Origin of the sequence: Rhodovibrio sodomensis (assembly GCF_016583645.1) — a bacterium.
In the GTDB taxonomy this organism is placed as follows: domain Bacteria; phylum Pseudomonadota; class Alphaproteobacteria; order Kiloniellales; family Rhodovibrionaceae; genus Rhodovibrio; species Rhodovibrio sodomensis.
In genome coordinates this window covers 1-16,341 of sequence record NZ_NRRL01000018.1, presented here as the reverse complement: position 1 = coordinate 16,341, position 16,341 = coordinate 1, and the positions used below count along the sequence as shown (strand labels likewise).

15 protein-coding genes are annotated in these 16,341 nt (G+C 65.4%); 6 read left to right on the top strand and 9 right to left on the bottom strand.

Annotated elements, in window-relative coordinates; genetic code table 11:
• Window positions 1–1,538: 1,538 nt before the first annotated feature.
• Window positions 1,539–2,846, bottom strand: coding sequence for an alpha/beta hydrolase (locus tag CKO28_RS09160; protein ID WP_200340345.1), 1,308 nt, complete (start codon window positions 2,844–2,846; stop codon window positions 1,539–1,541).
• A gap of 120 nt (window positions 2,847–2,966) precedes the next feature.
• On the opposite strand from CKO28_RS09160, the gene CKO28_RS09155 reads away from it, so the two are divergent.
• Together CKO28_RS09155 and CKO28_RS09150 are read left to right on the top strand one after the other, a co-directional pair.
• Complete coding sequence (locus tag CKO28_RS09155; protein ID WP_200340343.1) at window positions 2,967–4,037, top strand: IS1595 family transposase; 1,071 nt, start codon at window positions 2,967–2,969, stop codon at window positions 4,035–4,037.
• 83 nt (window positions 4,038–4,120) lie between these two features.
• Window positions 4,121–4,480, top strand: a complete 360-nt coding sequence (locus CKO28_RS09150) for a hypothetical protein (protein WP_200340341.1) — start codon at window positions 4,121–4,123, stop codon at window positions 4,478–4,480.
• Window positions 4,481–4,999: 519 nt separating this feature from the next.
• On the opposite strand, the gene CKO28_RS09145 is transcribed toward CKO28_RS09150, so the two are convergent.
• Both CKO28_RS09145 and CKO28_RS09140 read right to left on the bottom strand, forming a co-directional pair.
• Window positions 5,000–6,142 (bottom strand): uroporphyrinogen decarboxylase/cobalamine-independent methonine synthase family protein, encoded by a 1,143-nt coding sequence (locus CKO28_RS09145; RefSeq protein WP_200340339.1) that lies wholly within the window; start codon window positions 6,140–6,142, stop codon window positions 5,000–5,002.
• A 234-nt stretch (window positions 6,143–6,376) separates the two neighbouring features.
• Window positions 6,377–7,060, bottom strand: coding sequence for a response regulator transcription factor (locus CKO28_RS09140; protein WP_200340338.1), 684 nt, complete (start codon window positions 7,058–7,060; stop codon window positions 6,377–6,379).
• 288 nt (window positions 7,061–7,348) lie between these two features.
• Between CKO28_RS09140 and CKO28_RS09135 the strand changes: the two genes are divergently transcribed.
• On the top strand, window positions 7,349–8,761 hold the full coding sequence (locus tag CKO28_RS09135) for a hypothetical protein (RefSeq protein WP_200340337.1): 1,413 nt from the start codon (window positions 7,349–7,351) through the stop codon (window positions 8,759–8,761).
• Complete coding sequence (locus tag CKO28_RS09130; RefSeq protein WP_200340336.1) at window positions 8,758–9,651, top strand: phosphorothioated DNA-binding restriction endonuclease; 894 nt, start codon at window positions 8,758–8,760, stop codon at window positions 9,649–9,651. The genes CKO28_RS09135 and CKO28_RS09130 overlap by 4 nt, the downstream gene beginning before the upstream one ends.
• Before the next feature lie 221 nt (window positions 9,652–9,872).
• Here the strand turns inward: CKO28_RS09130 and CKO28_RS09125 are convergent, their stop codons facing one another.
• Together CKO28_RS09125 and CKO28_RS09120 are read right to left on the bottom strand one after the other, a co-directional pair.
• Window positions 9,873–10,427 (bottom strand): bifunctional DNA primase/polymerase, encoded by a 555-nt coding sequence (locus CKO28_RS09125; RefSeq protein ID WP_200340335.1) that lies wholly within the window; start codon window positions 10,425–10,427, stop codon window positions 9,873–9,875.
• Window positions 10,427–11,152: a helix-turn-helix domain-containing protein gene (locus CKO28_RS09120; protein WP_200340334.1), complete on the bottom strand. Its 726-nt coding sequence runs from the start codon at window positions 11,150–11,152 to the stop codon at window positions 10,427–10,429. Before CKO28_RS09120 ends, CKO28_RS09125 begins: the two co-directional genes overlap by 1 nt.
• Window positions 11,153–11,321: 169 nt before the next feature.
• On the opposite strand from CKO28_RS09120, the gene CKO28_RS09115 reads away from it, so the two are divergent.
• Window positions 11,322–12,203, top strand: coding sequence for a lipid kinase (locus tag CKO28_RS09115; RefSeq protein ID WP_200340333.1), 882 nt, complete (start codon window positions 11,322–11,324; stop codon window positions 12,201–12,203).
• A 66-nt stretch (window positions 12,204–12,269) separates the two neighbouring features.
• Here CKO28_RS09115 and CKO28_RS09110 read toward each other — a convergent pair whose 3' ends face one another.
• The 3 genes from CKO28_RS09110 to CKO28_RS09100 form a co-directional block, all read right to left on the bottom strand.
• Complete coding sequence (locus CKO28_RS09110; RefSeq protein WP_200340332.1) at window positions 12,270–12,788, bottom strand: hypothetical protein; 519 nt, start codon at window positions 12,786–12,788, stop codon at window positions 12,270–12,272.
• A 17-nt stretch (window positions 12,789–12,805) separates the two neighbouring features.
• Entirely contained in the window at window positions 12,806–13,597 is a 792-nt protein-coding gene (locus CKO28_RS09105) for an AAA family ATPase (RefSeq protein WP_200340331.1), read from the bottom strand.
• A gap of 865 nt (window positions 13,598–14,462) precedes the next feature.
• The gene (locus CKO28_RS09100) at window positions 14,463–14,777 is read right to left on the bottom strand and encodes a hypothetical protein (RefSeq protein ID WP_200340330.1); all 315 of its coding nucleotides are present in this window, start codon (window positions 14,775–14,777) and stop codon (window positions 14,463–14,465) included.
• A gap of 126 nt (window positions 14,778–14,903) precedes the next feature.
• Between CKO28_RS09100 and ruvB the strand changes: the two genes are divergently transcribed.
• Window positions 14,904–15,953 carry a Holliday junction branch migration DNA helicase RuvB gene (gene ruvB / locus CKO28_RS09095; RefSeq protein WP_200340329.1) on the top strand — a complete coding sequence of 350 codons (1,050 nt, stop codon included), beginning with the start codon at window positions 14,904–14,906 and terminating at the stop codon, window positions 15,951–15,953.
• Between the two features lie 47 nt (window positions 15,954–16,000).
• Here ruvB and CKO28_RS28050 read toward each other — a convergent pair.
• A partial coding sequence (locus tag CKO28_RS28050; protein WP_207168783.1) for a hypothetical protein occupies window positions 16,001–16,341 on the bottom strand: 341 nt, incomplete at its 5' end.

The window sequence follows — 16,341 nt, the reverse complement described above, 5'->3', positions numbered from 1 at the left end:
CCCCAATCCTGGGCCCTCGGCGCTCACCGGGCGGGGGCGGGGTCCGGAGATCGCCGCTTTCTGCTGGGGCATGTGCGGAGTTTTCCGGGCGGCGCCCCAAAGAGGGGTCCTGTCGCTGGCACAGCGGCGCTTGCCGGCGCTACGACGCGGGAAGCAGGGCGATCCTGGTCAATTGCGGGCGATCGCTCCTGGTTTTTCTGTCATCTGCCCCGTTTTGGGATCCAGCTCATTTTTCCGGCCTCCGCCCCAACATGGGGCCCTGCCAGTTCATCAGTGCTGCCGGCGTCCGCTGGCGATGGTCATCTGTTTTCCGCCATGCGCTCCAGCTAGGGGACCTGCGTGTTGTGATACTCGGTGGCCGCCAGTGTCACCGCCGGCGCGTAGCTCCGATGTCAGCGGATCGGGGCACGGCGCAACCAGGCGCGCAAATTTTCCGCGCTTCGCCCCATGGCGGGTACCTGCCTGGCGCATTTTCCGGCCCCCGCCCCGGTTCTGGGCCCCGGGGCGCGCTGCCGTCGCACTACTGGGGGCTTCGAGAGGGAGATCCGAGCGCGCGCTTTTCCGGCACACGCTCCAAGTTGGGGACCTGATCGTGGGACCGGGTGGCGGCCGGCTCTTGAGGCAGGTCATGCCGCCTTGGTGCGGGAGCGTGCCGGCTAAGCGCGGCCGTCCTGAGACGGCTCCGTTTTCCAGACCCCGCCCGATGAAGGGGTCTTGCCTCGCCCCCCCGGCGCAGTCTCTCAGCTGGCTTTCGGCGGGAGCAACCCGGGGCTAAGCGGAGCCAAAATCGGTGAGGTGTGGCGCCTGCGGCGATCCGGATGAGGCGATCGGGCTTGGATTTCCGCGCTGCGCCCCAAGGGCGTGGTCCTGCAGTCAGCTCGGCGCGGAGTGCATGCTTGTAAAACTAGGCTTTCTGAGCTTTATGCGCTCTGTCGGCTTTACTGCGCACAGCTCTTGGAGTCTTCTGTGGTGTCTTGGTCGGGCGTGCATGTGCCGGCCGGCCTGGTTCGTCCGCAAACCCGTCTATGTGCTGGAAAACCGAGGCATCTTCGCGGCGCTGGCGGTGGAGTAGAACCTTAGGATCTCCCAACGACGCGGCTTCAGCTGGAGGCGCGACGATGTCTTTGACATCCTCAGCTGTCCGAGGGCGGCCGAACGCCAGCTCGCACCTCTCCGAGGGCGCGCGGCCGATGCTGGCGATCGCTCGGGCGCCTCTGGTCGGCCCGCGGCTGTAGCCGCTCGACGAGCTCACGGAAGGACCCGGTCCGGTGATCGTCTCGGAGAACGGGGAGGCCGTGCGGCCGATCCGCAAGGCGCCTATACCGATCCTACTTGTCGAGCAGGGCATCAAGGTGTTCGGGCGCGGGACCGGCCGCCCCTATGTGCTCGAACAGGGGCGACTGGTCTATTCGGGACCGCGCCGGGAGTTCGCGACAGCCGAGAGTGTCAAGGATCGCTATCTTGGCCTGATAGCGACACGATATTGCGGCTGGGTCGCAGGCTTGGTTGCGCCCGCGACCCAGCTCAGGCTGAGAGCGCTACTCAACCACCCATTCTTCGAGCGGCACTTCGTCCGAGCAGGATGTGTCCACCCGGGCGTTCGGTTCCGAGAGGAACGCCCGGATTACCTGAGACCGGCATTCGTTGACCGGGCTGTGACCCAGCCCCTGCATGACGATCGACTGCACGTTGGGCATCGTTCGCGCGATCTGCTCGCTCCAGCGGGGACCGCAGCAGGGGTCCATCTGGCCATGGATCGCCAGCACGGGAAGGTCTGCGCGTGGCAAATCGTTGTGCTCTACCGGCACGGCACCCCGACCATCCCACCAGCCACAGACCCAGGGCGGCTCGAAGCCGAGAACGGCAGGCTCTCGCGCAACCGCGGCTTTTGAATCCTTTGGCGAAGGTTTGCTCGCCCCCATGTCGTTGCAGACGTGAGCGAGGAAATATCCGAGAGCATAGTTGCCGGGTCCGGTTTCCGGCGCGTAGTCGTCGATCAGGAAAAACGACCGAAGTCGCGAGTGATCGCCAGATTGGATTTCATCGAGAAGCACCGGGAGTTCCGAATACATCGACGGTAGCATCAGGTAGAGCGTGTCGAGGAGCGCGGCGCCGTCAAAGTAAAGTCGGTTGGTCGCGCCGTTCCCGGCGTCGACCTCCACTACGAAGGGTTGATCGTCCAGTGCGCGGCGTGCCTTATCGATGGCGAGCATCCAGTCGGGGTGGAGATCACGGCAGGCCTCGTTCTGCTCGACACACAAGGCCATGATCTCGGTGAAGCGCTGCTTTGCGGTGTAGAACTCGTCAACCGGCGGCCGGCTACGCAGATGCGCGAACCACGGCCAGCCCAGGATGACCGCGTCCGCTGCTTCCGGGAAGTACTGGATGTAGGACAGAACTGTGCCGCTGCCTGTGGAGGAGCCATAGGGCCGGATCGTCTCGTATCCCAGATGCTGGCGGATCTCCTCGACGTCGCGCGAAACGGTGTACTGGTTGTAGTGGGCCGGGTCGACGCCCTCGTCGACGAGCTTCGCGTAGCAGGTCTTCACCTGCTCTGCTACGGGGTCAATCCGCTCCATGGGGTCGATTGAAGAGGTGATTGCCGGTGTGTGGATGATCTCGTGGTAGGGTGAGACCTCAGCATAGCCGGGACATTTCAGCGCCGGCTCCGCATGAATGAAGCCGCGGTGATCCATGGTGACCAGCGTGCGATCCCCAACATCCTTGAGGAGCTGCTCCAGGTACCCCTTGTTGCCAATCGAGGAGTATCCCGGCCCGCCTGGAAAGAAGACAACCGGTGGATTCTGTCGGTCCGCCGCTTCCGGGTTGAAGACGGCGACCGGCATCTGGACGTGGTTACCGTTAGGGGCGTCCCAATTTTCAGCCTTTATATACAAAACACAGCGCAACCTTTCTTTAACGGGTCACGCGTAGGATCCGCGCCTTCTTGAGAGCAGGAGGGTGGTATGTGCGCCGATCTCACGGCGCTGAAGAAGCGTGTCCGGACCGCCGCCGACGCGATGGTCGCCTTCTCCGATGAGGTCGAGTGTCGGCGCATTTTGGAGGCGATGGTTTGGCCGCAGGGGCGCTTCTGCCCCTTCTGCGGCTCGCTGAACTCTGCGCCGATCGCCGGCCGCGACCTCGGCAAGAAGGCGCGCCCCGGACTTTACCAGTGCGCCGAGCGCGAGTGCCGCGGCCAGTTCACCGTCACCACTCATACGCCGCTGCATTCGACCAAGCTCAAGCTGTCGATCTGGCTGCAGGCCATCTGGCTATCGCTGCAGACCGACAAGGGGATGTCGTCGCCACGGCTGGCGGAGCTGGTCGGCGTCACCCAGACCACCGCCTGGCGGATGGGTCACGTCATCCGGTTGTTGATGGCGCCTGGCGACGAACTGCTGGACGGCCGCGTCGAGGCCGACGAGGTGATGGTCGGCGGCAAACCCCGTCGGGACCCGTCGGACCCCGACGCTCGGCGCAACAAGCAGGGCCACACGACCAAGCGGCCGGTTCTGGTGGCCGTGCAGCGCCCCGAGGCGCTAGCGATCGGCGGGCCGCCCGGTCGCGCCGTGGCTCGCCCTCTTACGGGCCTGAGCGCCGCTGCCCTGCACCCGGTGATCTCGACCGTGGTCGCCGCCACGGCGGCGCTGATGACCGACCAGCACGGCGCCTTTGCGGTCGTTGGACGTGACTACGCCGACCACCAGAGCGTCAACCACGGTCAACTCGAGTACGTCCGGGGCGACATCCACGTGAACAGCGCCGAAGGCTTCAACGACCGCGTCCGACGGACCGTGGCGGGCGTGTTCCATCACATCAGCCAGAAGCACGCCGAGCGCTACCTGGACGAGGTCGCGTTCCGCTGGAACCAACGGATCTGCATCGGCACCGCGATCCGCACGAGCCGCAAGGGAACGCCCAAGGTCCGGGCACAGTACGACCGGCTCTTGCCGGTTACCCAGATGCGCGCCTTGTTCGCCCACGCCTTCGGCCGGCAGATGCGGCGCACGCCGGAGGGCAGCCTGGTAATCGTCTGACGAAAACGGCGACGTCCGCCGGACACGACCGCGCACCGCTACCATCTCCTGCTTCGAATTCACCTCGAACGCTGGAGACCGGAATGCGCATCCTCCGTCTGAACAAGAGCCGCCGCGGCAGCGCGGGTATCACCTATGGCCTCGCCGTCGGGCTGGTCGCCGTGGTGGCGGTCACGGCGACCCAGCAGGTCGGGGGTGCGATCAGCGGGCTGACCAATTCGACGGCTGGCAAAATCCAGGAAGTCGCTGGTGGCACTTGTCCTGTGGCCACTTTCACCTGTGATGGCAAGACATCGGAACCTGTCAATCAGTCGTTCGTCGGCGACAGCGCAACGATCTACGTTGCGGGCAGGGGCGGCCGAAGAGACGCCGCCGGCGAAGCCGAATGCACGCCCGCCGGCTGGGCGGTCGTGCAGGGCTACAATTGCGCCCTGATCCAGTAGACAGCTCAGCGTAGCTTTCATCAGCACCTGACGCGCTTATTTGCTGCGTTTCGTATATAAAGGCTCAATTTTCCTCACCCGTGAACCGGTAACAGTCGGCGCCGAGCGACCTGAGTGCCTCGGTCACACATTCCTGGGGTTCAAGTTCGGATCTGACCCCGGCCGAGTCATCCTGGGCGATCGCGGTCGACGCGACTGCTGCGAGCGTGAGACCGCCAGCAAGTGCCGTAACTCTTCGATGCCATGTCATGCCCGTGCTCCCGCAAAGGTTTCGCAAAACGCGGCGAGCATGGAAGCATCACTGCCATACGACGATCGGTCAATTATCCAATGGATTTCGCTTGTCGAAATTTCACGTCGTGTGGGTCGCTACTCAGGACAATTGCTGTCGCGTCTTCATGTGGTTCTGAGAGTGGGAGGGGCGGCAGGCTCGAAAAAGGGATCCGGCGATCCTGAGCGTGGCCGTCTTTGGTGGGCGCTAGGCGACACCGGCTCGAGGCCAGTGCCGCCCTCGCGGGTTCAGATGCCGAGTGCCTCGCTCGCCTTCTGGCCCCCCTTTACGCGGGCCTCGATCTTCTGGAACGCGATGTCGCGCGCGAAGTCGGCGGATCCGTGCTTCGGCTTCGCATCGATACTGAATGGTGAGAAGCCACAGTCATCGGTGGCACCGAGCCGGTCCTTGGGGATGTACTTGGCGGCCGTCTGAAGGGCCTCTGAGATCTGCTCCGGGGTTTCGACCTCTGGATTGAGCGGGTCGCAGACGCCGATGAAACAGACCTGCGGGACGCCGTTGGCATCCGAACGGCTGTGCTCGCCGACGAGCTTGTAGACGCGCTCCTTGTCAGCCTCGCTCGCCATCTGCATCAGGAAGTAGCCGGCGTTCATCTTGAACATGCTCGGCAACAGCTCGGCGTAGTCGACATCTGCGCTGTGGGTGCTGTCGCAATCGCCTCCAGGGCAGGTGTGGACGCCGATGTTCCGGCGCTCCTCGGGACTGAAGCGGTCGATGACCCGGTTGTTCAGCTCGATGAAGTGCTCGAGCATGTTCTGCCCGGTCCAGGGGTTGCGCGGGTCGTTTCGGCACGCGAGCCGGCCTTCCGTGAAGTCGATCGAGACCCGCTTGGCGCCGGCGGCGAACGCCTGGCGGATATCCTTTTCCGCCTCGTCGCAGAGATCGTCCAGGAACTGTTCACGGCTGTAGCCCGGGAGCTCCTGGTTCAGCGGGTACAGGAGCGACAGCATCGATGGCGCGATCACCGCCTGTTTGATCGGTTTGCTCGCCATCGGCGCCGACTTTTTCAGTAGGTCGGCGGCGTAGGTCTTGTAGCGGAACGGTCCGCCGGTTATCCGCGGTAGCTGGCGGTCGTGGCCATCCTCGAAGAAGGCGAAGTACTGGCCGTCCGGCGCGAGGTTTTCGGCGAGCCCGGTGCCGGCGAGCGTGTCGGTCAGCGGGTATGTCGCGAAACTCGAGGCCCTCTGCTCGCCGTCCGAGACGATGCCCTGCCCCGTCGCCTCCATGCGCGTGATCGTATCCCGACAGGCATCATCCTGGGCCTTTTCCAGCTCCTCGGCGCCGATCTTCCCGGCGTCGTAGCGCTGGATCGCTTCCTGCAGCTGAGTAGGCCGTGGCAGCGAGCCCACGTTCTCCGTCGGTATCGACATGTTCACCTCCCTGTTGTCCGGCTGTGTCTTGACCGCCGGACGATGTGCCGTCTTGTTCTTGAGGCATGAGGGCCGCCGCGCGGGCGGCCCTAGGCACGACACCGCCGGTGTACAGGCGCCCCCGCATCGTACCTGTCGCGACGAGGGCGTTCGGGCGGCGTTGGGCTGTGAGGCTACCATGCGGCCGCGTGAGTGTCATGGTGACCGGTCGCTCGCGCGCATCCGGTGGCGGCCTCAGGTGGAGAGTTGGTTTAGATCTAGCCTGTAGCCGATCCGGGCGACCGTCTGGATTGGATAGCCGCCGCCCGCCGCGGCGAGCTTGCGGCGAAGGCGGCTCATGAAGACGTTCAGCGCGTTGCAGTCCGCCTGGGTATCGGGGCCGTAGACCGCCTCCAGCAGGCCCTCGCGGGTCACCGTCCGACCCGCGTGCCGGGTCAGCAGTTCCAGCAGGTCGAACTCGGCTGTCGTGAGAGGCAGCTCGCGGCCGGCCGCCCACGCGATGCAGGCCGATGGGTCGATCGGCAGGCATCCCAGGCGTCGGACCGCGGGTGTGGTCGCCAGGGTGCGGCGGTGAACCGCCTCCAGGCGCGCAGACAGCTCTCGGGCATCGAACGGCTTGGACAGGTGGTCGTCCGCGCCCCGGCGGAAGGCCGACAGCTTGTCGGACACACGATCCGAGCGGGTGACGATCACCGCCGGCGCCGAGATCCCCTGCCCGCGAAATTCATCGAGGAGCTGCAGGCCGTCCCGATCGGGCAGGTCCCGGTCAAGCACCAGGAGATCGAAGTCCTGCCGGCTCGCGAGGCGCCACCCCTGCCCCGCGCTTTCGGCCGTGAGCATTGCCTGGTGTGGGCCGGATCCGTGCCGGGCGATGGCGTGCGCGGTCTCCGGCTCGTCGTCGACCACCAGAACCAGCATTGCGACCTCCGGGCGCCAAGTCGGCTGTACCAGCCTTTCGCGCGCAACAGGCGGCGTCAACCACGGCCGCCGGCCGGCTTTCCAGGCGTGAAACCGGAGCACGGCCCAATATGTCCGATAAGCGGAAATTATCGGACACAAGAGCTTAGACGGAGAAGGGGCTCCAAAACCCATGCATAACAATACCAAAAACGCAGTTTGGTCGCATAACGGGCTCGCAAAACCATATAAATCCCTGTACCATGCCCTCTGTGGGCATGCCTCGAATGGCGCTTCGGAGAGCCGCGCATGGCCGGACGCGACGACGATCATCTGCCGGTGAGCCGGCTCGAGGACGCGGAGGACGAGGACGCGCGCCCGTCCGGAGAGGAGGAGGTGCGTGCCAGCCTCGGGGCCGATCTGATCGGCACCACCGGCGAGGGACCGCGCACCTATCAGCAGTGGCTGCGCCAGATCGACTGGCCGCGCACTTTCGCCTCGGTCGTCGACGCGGAGCGTGCGCTGGCCGAGCTGGCCGAACGCTGGCACGCGTCGGGCGAAGGACCAGCGTTTGCCGAGCTGATGCGTCTGGAGGAGGCGGTCTCGCAGGCGCGCATGGAGGGTTGGGTCACCACGCGCTATCGGGTGCGGGAACGCCTGCTGCTGGTCGATGAGGAGGCGGAGAAGCACCTCGAGCGCTACCGGCCCTTCCTGCGGATCAGTGCTGGCGACAGCTACGCGATCAAGGCGCTTGCCCAGATCCGCCAGTTCTACGAGCCGCCCTGGCGCCTGACGGTGAACGCGATCCTTGCGGCCGGTTTCCACACGGGCGGCATCTCGCTGGACGACGAGGCGGACAGCTGGGATGCGATTACCGAGACGGAGGAGGAGCGGCTGGCCGAGCGCCTGGAGGAGTGGCTCGTCGAGCTGCGCCGGGAGATGGGCACCCAGTCGCCGGTGGTGCGCACGGCCGCGGCGATCTGGCGGCTGCGGATGCAGACCGCGGGGCTGGTCGCGGCCCCCGGCATGTTCGAGCGGTTCCTGGCCCCTGCGCTTTTGGTCCGGCGCGATTCGCGGATGGTGCCACCGTTCCTGACCCGGGCGTTCATGGACCGGATGACGAGCTGGCGGCCGAGCGACCGGCCGGACGTTTGGTTACGCCGATTCGCCGAGGGGGTCGCGCGCTCGGCCCGGATGGCGAAGGGCGATCTCAGCCTGCTGGAGCAGCGCGCGGCGGTGGCGCGCGAGAAGACGGCCGATCGCAGATCCAACAGCCGGGTGGATCAGGTCGCGTTGTTGATCGCCCGCCGCGAGATGACGACGGCGGCGGCGATCCGCCGGTTCTTCGGCAAGCCGATCAGCGACCGCGGCGTGCGCAAAATGCTCGATTTCCTGGAGGAGCGAGGTCTGGTTCAGGAGATTACCGGACGGCAGCGTTTCCGGATCTACGCGCATCCGACGGTCGGACGCCACGATCTGTTCCTCGAGCCCGTCCGGGAGGGCGGCGGAAGCGCGCAGGGCCTGGACGCCGCGCGCGGTCCGATCGAGATGCCGGAGCCGGCCGTGACCGCGAGCCGGCAGGCGCACGAGGTTGACCTCTCGCAGCTGATGCAGGATGCCGAGCGAGCGAGCAGGCGGATCGACGAGCTGCGGCATGAAGGACTGGGCTGGCTGTCGCGGCCCCGCGATGACGATGAGTCCGAGGAGGACCCGGAGGCGTGACCCCGCAGGAGTTCCTGGGCGCCGTTCGTGGGCTGCGGGTCTGGCAGCAGGGCGGCCAGCGCGCGCCGCACAAGCCGCTTCTGCTCTTGTATGCGCTCGGACGCTTTCAGGCCGGGCAGACCGCCCTGCCCTTCCCCCAGGTTTTCGAGGGCTTGCGCATCCTGCTGCGGGACTTCGGCCCGCCAAATCCCACGACGCCGATCTATCCCTACACCTATCTGGAACGCACCCTCTGGCATAACGGCGTACCCGATGAACTAAAGCCGCGGCGGGGCGAGCCGCGGAAGACCGATCTCATGCGCCATAACGTGGTCGCCAGCCTGGCGCCCGAGGTGATCGATCTACTACACAGCCAGCCTGACCTCGTGGGGGCGACCGCGCACGAGTTGGTCGATGCGCACTTCCCCGACAGCATCCAAGAAGATGTGCTGAGGGCGGTCGGTCTCAACGTGATTGCGCCGGACTGGGTTCTGGCGCGCCGGCGTCGGCGGGATCCGGCGTTCCGCGAGAACGTGCTGGCGGCGTACGAGTACCGCTGCGCCGTCTGCGACTTCGACATCGCGATCGGCCGGGACGTGATCGGGCTCGAGGGCGCGCACATCCGCTGGGTGCAGGCGGACGGCCCCCCGGAGATCAGCAACGGCCTGGCGCTCTGCGTTCTGCACCACAAGCTGTTCGACCTGGGTGCATGGGGGATCGCACCGGATCGACGGATCCTGATCTCCGACCGGGTCCATGGCCGCTCCAAGGCGGCGGACGATCTCCTGGGTCTCCACGGGGAACCGTTGCGGGGGCCGGTGCGAGCTGAGGACTGCCCTGCCGAGACGCATATCCGCTGGCACGAGCGGGAGGTGTTTCGCGGGCGGCCACGTCAGCCGCGCGCGGCGTGAGGACGGGCGTCAGCGGTGGTGGCGCGAAACCGGGTGGGGCAGAGTCGGTGATGTCGGGTAGCCAGGCGAGGCGCGCTGTTTGGCGCCAATTTCAAAAGCGACGGCGACGAGTCACCCGATGATGGCCTCGTCGAGCATGCCGGAAGCGCCAAGGTGACCTGCGGCGGCCTCGACCAGCATCTCGATGAGGAAAATCCCGGCCAGCCGCGGCGTCCAGGCGGTCATGGCGAGATCACCGCTTGGATCAGTTCTTCCGGGGCGCGTGGGAAGCCGCCGCGCGCCGGCGGGATCTGCCAGGTGTAATGGGTGCCGCCAGTGTGGCGGGTCGGCGGCGCCATCACGTAGCTGTCGGGCCCCCGGTAGTCGAGACCGGGGCCGAGAGCGTCGGCTAGGCCGCCAGTGGGTAGGCGTGGATCCCACTCGAAGTAGAGGTGGTGACCCCGGCCGGTTCTGACCGTCGGCGGATCCATATCCAGCGCGAAACGTCTCAGGAGCGCGTCGAGCGCCTCGGGGTCGTCGCTATCGAGGATCCAGACTCCACTGGTCTCGCCCGGCCACGCCACAGGCGGAGATGAAGGCGTCAGCTGCCAGATGTGCCGCAGTTCCGCGGTGTCCGCGGTCTTCGCGAAATGCCCGTCAAGATGCCTGGGGTGGCGGCCCGGACGCTGGCAGGTGCGACGTTTGCAACTGCAGCGGCCGTCCGGAAGTCTGAAGTGCCCCGGTCCGACCAAAACGCCGGACCGCGCGAGTGTCCGGGCGCCGGCTAGCGGGGTCATCAGAACGGCACCGTGTCGTCATCATCCTCGTGCCCGGGGCCGGCGATCGGATCCGTGGGTCCGGGCACGTCGCCCGGGTCGTAGGGCAGAAGCTGGCGCGCCGGGCCGGATCGTTCGGAGCGGTGATCGAAGGCCAGAAGGAGCACTTTTGTGTCCTCGTAGCGCGAAAGGTCGGCCCCTTCGTAATGATCCGGGACAAACGTCCAGTGCAGGTAAACGCCGGCCAGGACGCCGAACCCGGACGACTCGAGATCATCGAGCAGTTCCTGCAGGGTCGCCTCGTCCTCCATCCGGCCGAAGGGATCCTGGGTGTCGGAGGGCCCCTCCCCTGTCACGTAGCGAGCGACGAGCTGATGCACCTGGCGCATCTTCTGAATGGTCTCGCGATCCCCCGTCTGGCAGAGGGGACGCACCTCGCTTCCGTTGGCGTCGAGCGATAGCTCGATGAGCTCATGCGCGGTTCTTGTGCGGACCTCGAGCTTCGCCCCCTCTCCGTCCGCGGCGGGTGTCTGCGCGGGGAGAAGCTCGGCCATTGGTATGCCGAGCTCGGTTGCGACCTTGTGGACGTTACGCATCTGCACTCTCCCGGTTCCCTCTTCCATACGACGCAGCGTCTTGAGGTCGACCTGGGCCTTCGACGCAAGTGTCGCCCGCGTCCACTTGAGGGCGCGGCGACGCTGCGCGACGACGCCGGATCGGGTGTATGTGCTGCCGTCTTCGCTCATGGGGACGATGCTCCACAGATCGGCTGGGAACCGCGATAGGAACCCAGTGGGAATCCGCTGGGAATCTTGCTGGGAATGCAAGGGGCAGAGTCCCAGCGGCGGGAACGCGTCCTGGAAGCGCAGGCGGGTGTTCACTTTTGGGAAGCACGGACAGTCCTAGCTTCGGCGTATGAGCAGGCCGTCCCGCATTCTCTTCATACTGTCCCGCGGCAAGGCCGAGCGTCTGGGCGATCGGCTTGACGCGATCGTCGATGCGCTGGGCGGCGGAAAGCGTGTCGAGGTTGAGATCGTCGACAACCCGACTGACATCCCGATCCGGATCGTGGAGATGAGCGACCGGATCGATGTCGTGGCGATCGGCGGCGGTGACGGGACGCTGAGCACAGCGACCTCGGCCCTGATGCAGACTGGCCTGCCGATGGCCGTGATCCCGCTCGGCACCGCGAACGACCTGGCCCGGACCCTGAACGTGCCGTTGGAGCCGATCGCTGCGGCCCGGTTGGCTCATACGGGGCGTGTGGAGGACATCGACGTCGGATCGGTCGGGACGCACTACTTCTTCAACGCGGCGAGCGTCGGGTTGAGTGTCGACGTCGCCGAGAGGCTGGCGAAAAGCTCGAAGCGTTACGGCCCGCTGAGCTACCTGTTCGCGCTTTGGGCCGTGGCTCGCACGCGGCGCACCTTCCGCGCCCGGGTCAGGGTCGACGACGAGCAGGAAGTGGTGCTGCGCTCGATCCAGGTGACGGTTGGCAACGGCGTGCGTCATGGCGGCGGCGTCCGAATTCACCGGAACGCCTGCATCGATGACGGCAACCTCGATCTCTACAGCCTGGAGCCCCTGCCCTTCTGGCGGATGATCCTGCTGCTGCCGGCGTTCTTACGCGGCACGCACGATGGCTGGCGGAGCGTGACCAACCTACGTGGTCGCGAAATCGCGCTGGACACGCCTGGCAAGCCGAAGCGCATCAACGCCGACGGCGAGATCATCGGACGCACGCCCGCGACCTTCCGGTTGCACAGGAACGCGGTCTTGGTGTTCCTGCCGCGCTGACTGCGGGCGGATGGAGGCATTTTCGGGGCCGTCCGGGCTTACGGGACGTTCACCGCTTCCCCAGCTTTACATGTCGTCGCGATCATAGGCGATACCTTCGCTATCGAAGATCCGGCGGACGTAGTCTTCAACGGCTTTGGCTGCGAGTTCCTTCTTGCTCATGCCGACGCGCTTCGCGGCGACGGTGAGCTGAGCGTCGAGCGTTTCCGGAAACCGGAAGTTGACGATTTTCTCCCGGTCTTTGCTGACGCTTTCGGTGAACCAGGGCCAGGGATTGCCGAGCGGGTCGGTGGTCTTCTTGCCCTTCGGCCCGACCGGAGGTATTTGCGCGGAGTGTTGGGGAGCCGCGGTATCCGGCGCGGCTTCTGGGGCCTCCGCGACGGCGCGGGGATAGCTGGGCGCCTCCTCCCCTGCCCCGGCAGACGTTGATCTGGCATGGGGTGCTGTGTCAGCGCGATCGGTTTCGCCGGGACGGGTGTCGGACGGCCGTGACATGCCGCCGGAGACGAAGTCGTCGGCACCAGGGTCGTCTTTGAAGTTCTTCTTCCGCCTCGGGGTGATCGGGATCGATTTGGCGTTTGACATGGTGTGTCTCCGTGGGATCAGCGGGCTTCAGCTGCCATGGGCGCGTGTTCGGGGTCCTGCTCGGTCGAATCGCTTTCGCCGTAATCCCGCAGATGAGCTGGCAGATAGTTCAAAGCTTCTTGGAGCAAGCTGTACATCTCGGTCAGGGTCTTGCGTTCGGCCTCGCTGTAACGCGGCCACTCGTTCACGCCGACGCCGTTGTCCGCGCATTTCTTGAAGATCTTGCGATGCCGGACGACGGTATTCAGCACGACGAAGTTCTCGGTCATCCCCTCCGCTTCGAGCGACATGCGCAGTGTCTCCCGGTCATAGGAGAGATCGCCGGTGTCGCCGTGGGTGGCGAAGACCAGGCCCCGCAGCGGGTACGTCCGGTAGCTGTTCGCGCCTTCGACGAGTTCGTCGAGGTCTCCAAAGGTTTGCATCGTGAAGGCATCGACGGTGCACGGGACGAGCCAGATATCGGTGGCCAGCAGAGCCTCGCGGAACTCCGTGGAATCGTAGCCGCCGGCGTCGACGATCGTGACGTCGTGGTTCTCGGCCTCCCGGGTGAACCATTCCCGGATGCGCTTGCCGCTCTTCATCACCACGTTCATCGGTGGCAACGGCTTCCTGAGCTTGTCGAGCGGTCGCTGAGGGTTCCGGCGTGTTTCTTCCCGGATATCCGACCAGCTGTTCAGGTTGCGCTGGTTGTCGGTGTCGACCAGGAGAACGTCGAAGTCTTTCTCCGTCAGCAGGGTCGCGAGGTTGTATGCGGTCGTCGTCTTGCCGGTCCCGCCTTTGATCCCTGCGGTGAGTATCATGATTCCCATTTAGACAGCCTCCTTTTGGGGAAGGGTGTAAAGCGCGGAAAGGTGACGAAGCGGTGCTTTCCTGCCTCCCCCGGCTTTCTCATGCAGCTCCGCTGCATAAGAATCGGTACCTTCAGGACGTTACCACGCTTTCTTGACATTGTCACAACGCCTGCGCTCTGCGCCTGAGGTTGGCGACGTCCCTTTGATCGGTCCCGCATGTGACGAAGCCATCAAAGGTTTGGTGCTTTGGTTGAGATCCGTAGGCACGTGGTCCACGGCGTGCTAGCAGACCTCTGTGGTTGGCGTAGCCGTCGAAGTTTTGCTGTTCTGGAAAGTTGACCACGCAGCCGTGGGCACCTCACTTGCGGTGGACGCCGAAGCGTCGGTGCGGTCGAAGTCTTCTCTGTATGGCGTGCCTTTTCCATCTTGAGATGCGCTCGTGCATACGTCAGCCAGCGTGCGCGACTCGTTTGCGTAAGGTGTGATGGCCGCGGCATTGGACGTGCGTTCGAAAGCGTTGGAGGGCTCCGCAACGCCGTCAGACAGCGGGCCTACGCAGACTACTGCTTACACCGCACATCCGCAAGAGAGCGTGTCTGCGACCGACACGCCAGCTTCTAGGTAAAGCAAAGCTTGCAAAGCCGACGTAACGTTGCTTTACATAAAAGCTAGGTGTGTGCTGCCAGGGTGCCGGAGATCCCGTTCGCCAGGGCTAAACCTGTCGCGCGGGCCAGGCAAAGGGGCAAAGGGTGCGCCGGCGGTTGCAGCGGCCCCTGCAGCCGAAACGCCCTTGAGAGGGACCATGAGGGCGGCGTCTGGCCGCCAAAAGGGCGGCCCAGTGCCGTCTTACGTAAGGATACTAAAGTCCGGGTTTAGTTCCGGTTCAAAGGAAGCGACCGATCATCTGACCGGCCACTGCGCGGCGCATCGCATGGGCGAAAAGGAGGAACTCAGGCCGGCCGGAAGGGGGCGTGGAAAGGGTCTCGATGCCCTGGGCCAGTTCCTCCGGCGTGTGGGCTGGCATGCTGTGCAGGAGGGTGTCGATCGCGTCGAAAACCGCCTTCTCTCTCTCCCAGGCCCGCTGTTCGAGCTCGGGGGTCAGCTCGTCACAGTGCGTGTTGTAGAAGTCGTCCATCTCGCGCGTGGCGGCGGCGCCATCCTTCACGAGGTCATAGGCGGGGTGAGTGGGGGTGAGCATGCGTCCGGGTCTCCTGGGGTGCGTGGATGCAGGACGGATATGGGGTCGACCTCACAATGTTGTCCTGCCGGATTCTGAAACGGCTCCCATCTTCCCAGAAGGTGCCCCAAAGCAGATAGGTTGAGGATGATCCAGCAGACGAAAGACCGCAGCGAGATCGTCGACCCGAATTTCGACCCAAGCGTCGATGAGGAAGCGATCGTTCAGGCCGGGGGTCTGTCGGCGAACACCAACCGTCCGCAGATGCTCGCCGACTTCATCGGACAGAGCGCCAGTAAGCGGATCCTGGAGATCTCGCTGCGCGCCGCAAAGGAGCGGGGCGAGCCCGTCGACCACATTCTCTTGAGCGGGCCGCCCGGTCTCGGCAAGACGACTCTGGCCAACGTGATCGCGAACGAGATGGGCTATGGCTTCGTCTCGACGAGCGCGCCGGCGATGACAAAGCCGGGCGACCTCGCTGCGGTGCTGTTTTCGCTGGAGCCCTGGAGCGTCCTGTTCGTCGACGAGATCCATCGTCTGGGCAAGCAGGCGGCCGAGATGCTCTACACGGCGATGGAGGACTACCGGGTCGACATTGTCGTCGGGGAGGGGGCGAGCGCAAAGTCCGTCAGCCTAGATGTCCCACCGTTCACCCTGGTGGGCGCCACCACACGCCAGGGCGCCCTCGCGGGTCCATTCCGGGATCGCTTCGGCCTCACCATCCGACTCGACTACTACGCGCCCGAGGAGCTAGAGCAGGTACTCGCGCGGGACGCCCGGATCATGGAACTGCAGTGCACGAACGGAGCTCTCGCCAACATCGCCCGGCGCGCCAGGGGAACGCCCAGGATCGCGAAGCGCCTCCTGAGGCGGGTGAGGGACGTCATGCAGGACGAGCGTGCCCCAGCCCTGGACGATACCGTGGTGGATGCCGGACTGACACTGGTGGGCGTTGACGCGTTCGGACTGGATTCCCTGGACAGGCGTTACCTGAGCACGATCGCATCGCACTTCGGCGGTGGGCCCGTCGGGGTCGAAACACTCGGGGCTGCGCTGAGCGAGGACCGGGAAACGCTGGAAGCTTCTGTCGAGCCGTTCCTGCTGTCCCGCGGCTTCATCGACCGGGGCCCGCGCGGCCGAGCTCTGACCGAACAGGGCAGGGCGGCTCTGGCAAGAGGCTCCGGCACCGACCTTTGACCGGGGTCCATGAGAGGATCTCCAGCATCAGGGTCTTTGGGGGCCGGTTAGTTGGCGCCGCCGGTGTTCACGGAGCACCAAGTGTAGCTCAACTGCCATGAGCCATTGGAGCATGTGGCAGTGGCGCTACCCCTTATGCGGGCTGATGCACTAATGTGGGTGCCGCTGACCCACCGCTCGCAACCGTGTCCGCATGCAGCGGCGGTGCCGGAACACCGGCTACCCCAGGATACGGTGCGCGTTGGGCAACCAACGGGTTGCGGATCGTCGTTCAGGATGTAGGTGGATCCGCGGCTGCGCCCCATCGTGGCGTTGCCGGACAGGTTGGTGGCCTTGAGGTAGAAGTACTGATTACCCTCGTGGCTCCCGTCGTTGCGGAAGTTCACCT

Bases quoted from the DNA above. Each gene is read 5' to 3' on its own strand.
- ruvB (WP_200340329.1), top strand. From the start codon at position 14,904: ATGATCCAGCAGACGAAAGACCGCAGCGAGATCGTCGACCCGAATTTC.
- CKO28_RS09105 (WP_200340331.1), bottom strand. From the start codon at position 13,597: ATGGGAATCATGATACTCACCGCAGGGATCAAAGGCGGGACCGGCAAG.
- CKO28_RS09115 (WP_200340333.1), top strand. From the start codon at position 11,322: ATGAGCAGGCCGTCCCGCATTCTCTTCATACTGTCCCGCGGCAAGGCC.
- CKO28_RS09155 (WP_200340343.1), top strand. From the start codon at position 2,967: ATGTGCGCCGATCTCACGGCGCTGAAGAAGCGTGTCCGGACCGCCGCC.
- CKO28_RS09140 (WP_200340338.1), bottom strand. From the start codon at position 7,060: ATGCTGGTTCTGGTGGTCGACGACGAGCCGGAGACCGCGCACGCCATC.
- CKO28_RS09100 (WP_200340330.1), bottom strand. From the start codon at position 14,777: ATGCTCACCCCCACTCACCCCGCCTATGACCTCGTGAAGGATGGCGCC.
- CKO28_RS09110 (WP_200340332.1), bottom strand. From the start codon at position 12,788: ATGTCAAACGCCAAATCGATCCCGATCACCCCGAGGCGGAAGAAGAAC.
- CKO28_RS09120 (WP_200340334.1), bottom strand. From the start codon at position 11,152: ATGAGCGAAGACGGCAGCACATACACCCGATCCGGCGTCGTCGCGCAG.
- CKO28_RS09150 (WP_200340341.1), top strand. From the start codon at position 4,121: ATGCGCATCCTCCGTCTGAACAAGAGCCGCCGCGGCAGCGCGGGTATC.
- CKO28_RS09125 (WP_200340335.1), bottom strand. From the start codon at position 10,427: ATGACCCCGCTAGCCGGCGCCCGGACACTCGCGCGGTCCGGCGTTTTG.
- CKO28_RS09145 (WP_200340339.1), bottom strand. From the start codon at position 6,142: ATGTCGATACCGACGGAGAACGTGGGCTCGCTGCCACGGCCTACTCAG.
- CKO28_RS09160 (WP_200340345.1), bottom strand. From the start codon at position 2,846: ATGCCGGTCGCCGTCTTCAACCCGGAAGCGGCGGACCGACAGAATCCA.
- CKO28_RS09135 (WP_200340337.1), top strand. From the start codon at position 7,349: ATGGCCGGACGCGACGACGATCATCTGCCGGTGAGCCGGCTCGAGGAC.